The sequence below is a fragment of the Streptomyces sp. YS-3 genome (assembly GCF_045257485.1).
Taxonomy (GTDB): Bacteria; Actinomycetota; Actinomycetes; order Streptomycetales; family Streptomycetaceae; genus Streptomyces.
Genome location: NZ_JBJHPC010000492.1, coordinates 1 through 5,445, shown reverse-complemented (window position 1 = coordinate 5,445; position 5,445 = coordinate 1). Strand labels below are relative to the sequence as shown.

At 67.8% G+C, this 5,445-nt stretch carries 5 protein-coding genes; 1 reads left to right on the top strand and 4 read right to left on the bottom strand.

Translation table 11 applies throughout. The features are described from left to right. Nucleotides 1-363 (bottom strand): hypothetical protein (locus ACJA3G_RS28980; protein ID WP_406555998.1); only part of this gene is annotated, 363 nt, incomplete at its 3' end. Between the two features lie 605 nt (nucleotides 364-968). Between ACJA3G_RS28980 and ACJA3G_RS28975 the strand changes: the two genes are divergently transcribed. Further along, nucleotides 969-1,496 carry a DinB family protein gene (locus ACJA3G_RS28975; RefSeq protein ID WP_406555997.1) on the top strand — a complete coding sequence of 176 codons (528 nt, stop codon included), beginning with the start codon at nucleotides 969-971 and terminating at the stop codon, nucleotides 1,494-1,496. A gap of 141 nt (nucleotides 1,497-1,637) precedes the next feature. Here the strand turns inward: ACJA3G_RS28975 and ACJA3G_RS28970 are convergent, their stop codons facing one another. The 3 genes from ACJA3G_RS28970 to ACJA3G_RS28960 form a co-directional block, all read right to left on the bottom strand. After that, nucleotides 1,638-2,243: a hypothetical protein gene (locus ACJA3G_RS28970; protein ID WP_406555996.1), complete on the bottom strand. Its 606-nt coding sequence runs from the start codon at nucleotides 2,241-2,243 to the stop codon at nucleotides 1,638-1,640. A 250-nt stretch (nucleotides 2,244-2,493) separates the two neighbouring features. Beyond that, entirely contained in the window at nucleotides 2,494-3,792 is a 1,299-nt protein-coding gene (locus ACJA3G_RS28965; protein ID WP_406555999.1) for an RICIN domain-containing protein, read from the bottom strand. 100 nt (nucleotides 3,793-3,892) lie between these two features. Continuing rightward, nucleotides 3,893-5,323 carry an endo-1,4-beta-xylanase gene (locus ACJA3G_RS28960; RefSeq protein ID WP_406555995.1) on the bottom strand — a complete coding sequence of 477 codons (1,431 nt, stop codon included), beginning with the start codon at nucleotides 5,321-5,323 and terminating at the stop codon, nucleotides 3,893-3,895. Between the last annotated feature and the right edge of the window lie 122 nt (nucleotides 5,324-5,445).

The following is a 5,445-nucleotide window of genomic DNA, read 5'->3' as shown; positions in this document are numbered from 1 at the left end:
GTCGTCGGCCAGTGCGGTGAGCGGGCCGAACTCGCGGGCAAGCTCGTTCCACGTCAGAACCTCGCCACAGCGGGCCGGGAACTCCTTCGGGTTGAACTCGGGCATGGTCCAGGTGCCAGTGCCCCGGTCCCGCAGCCACAGGTCCCCGTCACCGTCGACCACAGTCGGCGGGACCGGTACGGGCTCGGCCTGATCGGTGGGGTCCCAGGTGATCCGGCCCGGGTGGGAAACGCGGCGCAGCTCGGTGGTGGCCAGCCGCGCGGCCAAGTCACGGGTGGACTCTTCGGCGTTCTTGACCGACTCGAGCCGGAATGCGTCGTCAAGTACGGGCAGGGCTGGATTCTTGCTGCGCTTTGAACTCATACGCYGACTACCTCCGGTGGGGGGCGCCACATCCGTTATGGCACCCCGTAGAGGRACACGGTATCCGAGGCGGGAGCCCGGCCGACTACGACCACTGTCCCGATGGTGGCGCTGGCACACCGGGCGGTGGGGCTAGGTGGTGAGCTGGTCCTGGACGTGACGAACCCCATGGTGGTAGCGCTCAGATTTGGCGGTCCGAGTCTGAGAAGGTGAGGCCGCCGGGGGCAAGCGGACGCCGGGGCGGGTGCGGGCTCGGTCTCGCCGGGCGGCTGGCGGAAGTCGGCGCCCTGCTCGACCGACATCAGTCGGCGCCCACCCGCCTGGGCGGGTACGGGAGCGTCGGAAGCGGGCCGCCGGTCGACCAGGGCCTTCGTGGCCAGCGGCTGCAGCAGTCCGCCGGCGGCACCCACCAGCGCCAGCAACAGACCGAGTGCGACGGTCCACCGGTGCGGGCGGACGTACCCGTACAACGCGTCCGTGACGATGGGGTGGGGTCGGTGTTGTGAGATTTGATGTCTTGGCTTGCCTCGGCTGGCGTCGATCACGCGTGTTCGTCGCCAGCGAAGGCGGTCGTAGGACATGGCTGCTTCTGCCAGGGTGCGGTTATGACTACGACACCGGATGGACGACCCATACCGCCCGCGCATGCTGATGAGCGCGCCATGCTGGAAGCATGGCTCGACTTTCACCGTGCGACTCTCGCCCTCAAGTGCTCGGGCCTCAAGGATGATCAATTACGACTGGCCTCGGTGGCACCGTCGTCGATGACGCTGCTGGGCCTCGTCCAGCACATGGCTGAGGTGGAACGCAACTGGTTCCAGCGTGTGTTCACGGGCCAGGACGTGCCCCCGGTCTTCGGGGAGAGCAACGCTGATGGCTTTGCCCTTCATCCGGACCGTGGACTCGACGAGGCGACGGTCGCCTGGCAAGCGGAAGTGGCTCAAGGCCGGGAGTTCATCGCCGCCGCATCACTGGAGGACTCCGGTCACCTGTCTGAACAGGAAGCTGGCCATGTAGGCGATCACGGAGTGTCGCTGCGCTGGATCATGGTCCACATGATCGAGGAGTACGCACGTCACAATGGCCATGCCGATCTGATCCGAGAGCGCATCGACGGAGTCGCCGGGGCGTGAGACGTGGCGCCTTCGTGGAATGACCGCACGGCCGTCGCACTCCTCAGCTGACGGCGGCTCGTTCGGCTTGGGCGGCCGAGATCGTGGGATGGCCCGTCCACCGGGACGGTGGACGGGCCATGCCGTGCCAGCGGGAGGTGATCAGGCCGGTGGTTCCGGTCCGGTGAGGCGGGCTTCGAGGTCGGCGACGCGCCGGTCCTGGAAGCGGAGGTTGGATCGGGCGGCTTTGAGCCGCTCGTCGAGGGCGCGGTTATCGGCGGTCAGCTGACGGACCCTTGGTTTGAGGGTGGTGTTCTCGGTGGTGATCCGCTGAATGGCCTCTTCGGCCCATTCGGCTTGCACGTCCCTTATCCGGCCGAGGAGTTCACCGATCCGGGAGCGTTGGGCGAGGATCTCGGTCTGGGTGGCCTTGAGCGCGTCCTCGGCATTCAGCGCGCGCTCACGCCAGGTTGCCTCGCCGAGATCAAGTAGGCGACAGGGCCGCTCGGTCTTCGCCTCCGGGTTGGTGAGCCCGTCCGAACAAGGTCGAGAGCGCCGTCCCGCTCGATGGGTCCCAGGCCCGGGATCGGGCCATCTCGCGGCAACTGGTGCGTACAGTGTGCTGTCTTGGCTGTCGGCGTGAATCCGGGGCGAGCCCCGACAGCGGTCCAGATGATCTACACCAAGGGCGCCCGTATGGACAAAACGAGGGCGCTCACAACCGTGGTACGACCAACTCCTGGCGGGGGCCGCCGAGATCACCGTCACCGTGGCCCTCGTTCACAGTAAACCGGCGTCCTTGGCGGCCCGCGAGGCCTTGAAGCGGGCGGGCGAGACCTCCCTCCGCGAGGGCGTGGTCCTCGAAACGCCACTTCTCTCACGGCCTGTTCGCCATCCGTGACCAGTCTGACGGCCCGGGCTCTCCGGAAAGAGTCTCTCCGTCCTTCAATCTGGGATAGACGTCGACGGAGTGGAGCCAGGATCAATCCGGGCTCCACTCCGTGGTGCGGGCGTGTCACTAGAACTGTGCGAAGAACCTCCAGATCTCTGCTTTGGTCCAGGTGGTGACGCCGCTTTCGCCGGTGGAGCCGTCGACCGGACCGGGTATGTGGCCTCCGTCGAACGCGGCCCATTGGACCGGGTATCCGGCACGGCAGCCCGAGTAGGTGGTGGTGATGTGCGTTCGGCTGCCCGGCGCGGGCTCGCGCGGGCTCTGGGAGGCGCAGCCGTTGTTGCGGACGAATCTGTCGCGCAGGGACCGTCCTTGCGCGATGTTGAGGACGGAGTCGCTGACGCCGTGGATTCCGAAGTAGGCGATGGGCTGGGTGCCGCCATTGCACCCGCTGATCTCAGCACCGGACATGACCGCGACGGCCCTGAAGACATCCGCCCGGCTGCATGCGAGTGCGTAGCTCATACCGCCGCCCCAGCTGAATCCCGTGGCGAAACGCTGTGCTGGGTTGACGCAGAGGCCGCCCTCGATGCGCCGGACCATGTCGTCGACGAAGGTGATGTCCTCACCGCCCGAGTTGGCCCAGCCGTTGCCGAGGCCCTGGGGGGCGACGAGGATCGCGCTGTTGTTCGACTGTTCCTGCTGGCCGTAGTAGGACCAGGCGGTCCCGCTCGTGCCGCCCGAGGCGACGTCGGCGGCGGTTCCGCCCCGCCAGTGGAACGCGACGATCAGCCGGTAGCGGTGGCTGTTGTCGTAGTTGGCGGGAACCCTGAGGATGAAGCTGCGGCTCTTGCCGCCGCTCTGGATCGTGTGCGTTCCGCTCGCCAGGGTCGGAGCACTGCCACATCCGCCGCCTCCACCGGACGACAACTTGATCATCTGCCATTGCTGGTTGGCGCCGCCCCAGTCGCTGTACTGGACGACGTTGCCGCCGTCGGCGGTGGAGGCCCCCTGCACCTCCACCGCCTTGCTGCTGGTGCGGTTGATCAACCGGACGTGGCCCGCGTCGGAGTCGGCCAGGCGGAACTGCTGGTTGCCCCCGTTGTGGTCGGCCCACTGCTGGATCGCGGCACCGTCTGCGGTCGAGGAGCCGGCCACGTCGAGGATCTTGCCCGAATGCCGGGCCTTGAGGCGGTAGAAGCCGTCGCCGGCGTCCACGAACTGCCACTGCTGGTTGGCTCCGTCATTGCGTGTCCACTGGCTGACCCGCGCGCCGTCGGCGGTGGAGGCGCCGGAGACGTCCAGCGCCTTGTCACTGTTGCGATTGACCATGACGTACCAGGCGTTGGTGTCCACCGTCGCCGCCTCGGCGGGCGCCGGATGCGCCGCGGCGAGCATGCCGATCGCGAGGGACAGCGCCACCAGGGCGGCGACCCGGGACCACCAACGATGTAATCGTGGAGCGGCGGGAGAAACCTCACCGTAGTTCTTCATCGATTCACCCTTTCGTTCGTGGCAGGTTCCCTCAGGTGCGGGTCCAGCGTTGGTTGCTGCCGTTCGCGCAGGAGTAGAGCTGGATCAGGGTGCCGTTGGCGGAACCGCCTGCGACGGCGTCGAGGCAGAGACCGGACTGGACGCCGACGATGGATCCGTCGGAGTTGAGGCGCCACTTCTGGTTGTCGCCGCCCCAGCAGCTGTAGATCTGGACTTTGGTGCCGTTGCCGGCGCCGGCCGCGTCCAGGCACTTGTTGCCGTAGACCCTGAGCTCGCCGGCGGCGGTGTACGTCCACTGCTGGTTAGTGCCGTTGTGGCAGTCCCACAGCTGGAGCTGGGTGCCGTCGGTGGTGCTGGCGCCGGGCACGTCCAGGCAGCGGCCCGACCCGACGCCCTTGAGCTGTCCGGCATCCGAAGGGGGCGTCGTGGAGCCGCCGTTGAGCGCGTTGAGGACGGCGGTGTAGGCAGGCTTCTTGCTCCCGTTGCCGTTGAACAGCAGCGGCGTCTGCTCCGCTCGCCAGGAGTCGGTGTCGCGCACACCCCAGACGGTCATGCCGAGGCAGCGCGGGACGGCCAGGCAGTCGTTGGTCACGTTGGCGTAGGTCGTGGCCGAGGCGCCCTGGATGTCGAGTTCGGTGATGGCCACGTCGACGCCGAGGGTCGCGAAGCTTTGCAGGGTGGTGCGGAAGTTGCTGTTGTACGGGCTGTCGTTGTTGAAGTGCGACTGGAAGCCGACGCAGTCGATCGGCACGCCACGCTGCTTGAAGTCCCGGACCATGGCGTACACGCCCTGGGTCTTGGCCCAGGTCCAGTTCTCGATGTTGTAGTCGTTGTAGCAGAGCTTGGCGGCCGGGTCGGCGGCACGCGCGGTGCGGAAGGCGACCTCGATCCAGTCGTTGCCGGTGCGCTGCAGGTTGGAGTCGCGCCGGGCTCCCGAGCTGCCGTCGGCGAACGCCTCGTTCACGACGTCCCACTGGGCGATCTTGCCCTTGTAGTGGGCCATCACGCCGTTGATGTGGTCGATCATCGCCTGGCGCAGCGTGCTGCCGCTGAGGCTCTGCATCCAGCCGGGCTGCTGAGAGTGCCAGGCCAGGGTATGGCCGCGCACCTGCTTGCCGTTCTGCACCGCCCAGTTGTAGACGCGGTCACCGGCGGTGAAGTTGAACTGGCCCCGCTGCGGTTCGGTGGCGTCGATCTTCATCTCGTTCTCGGCTGTCACCGAGTTGAACTCACGGCCCGCGATCGTCGTGTACGCCGAGTCGCCCAGCCGACCCGAGGCAATGGCGGTGCCGAAGTAGCGGCCACTCTGCGCCGCCGCGGCGCCGAGCGTGCTGTCGGCGGCTTGTGCGGTCGGCGGCGCGACCAGTGCGGCGGCCACACCGAGGACGCCGACGACCAGCGCCAGCAGCAGACCGCGGATCTTCCGGCGGATAACCGGTCTGGGAAGGGCATATGAGCCCATGGCTGGACCTCCAGGGTAGACATCGCGCAAGGACTGAAGCGCAGGGGAATGCGTCGTCCGCTCCCCCGCGGCGGACGAGTGCGGGGGGGGCGGAACCCGGGCGGGGGGGGCGGAACCCGGGC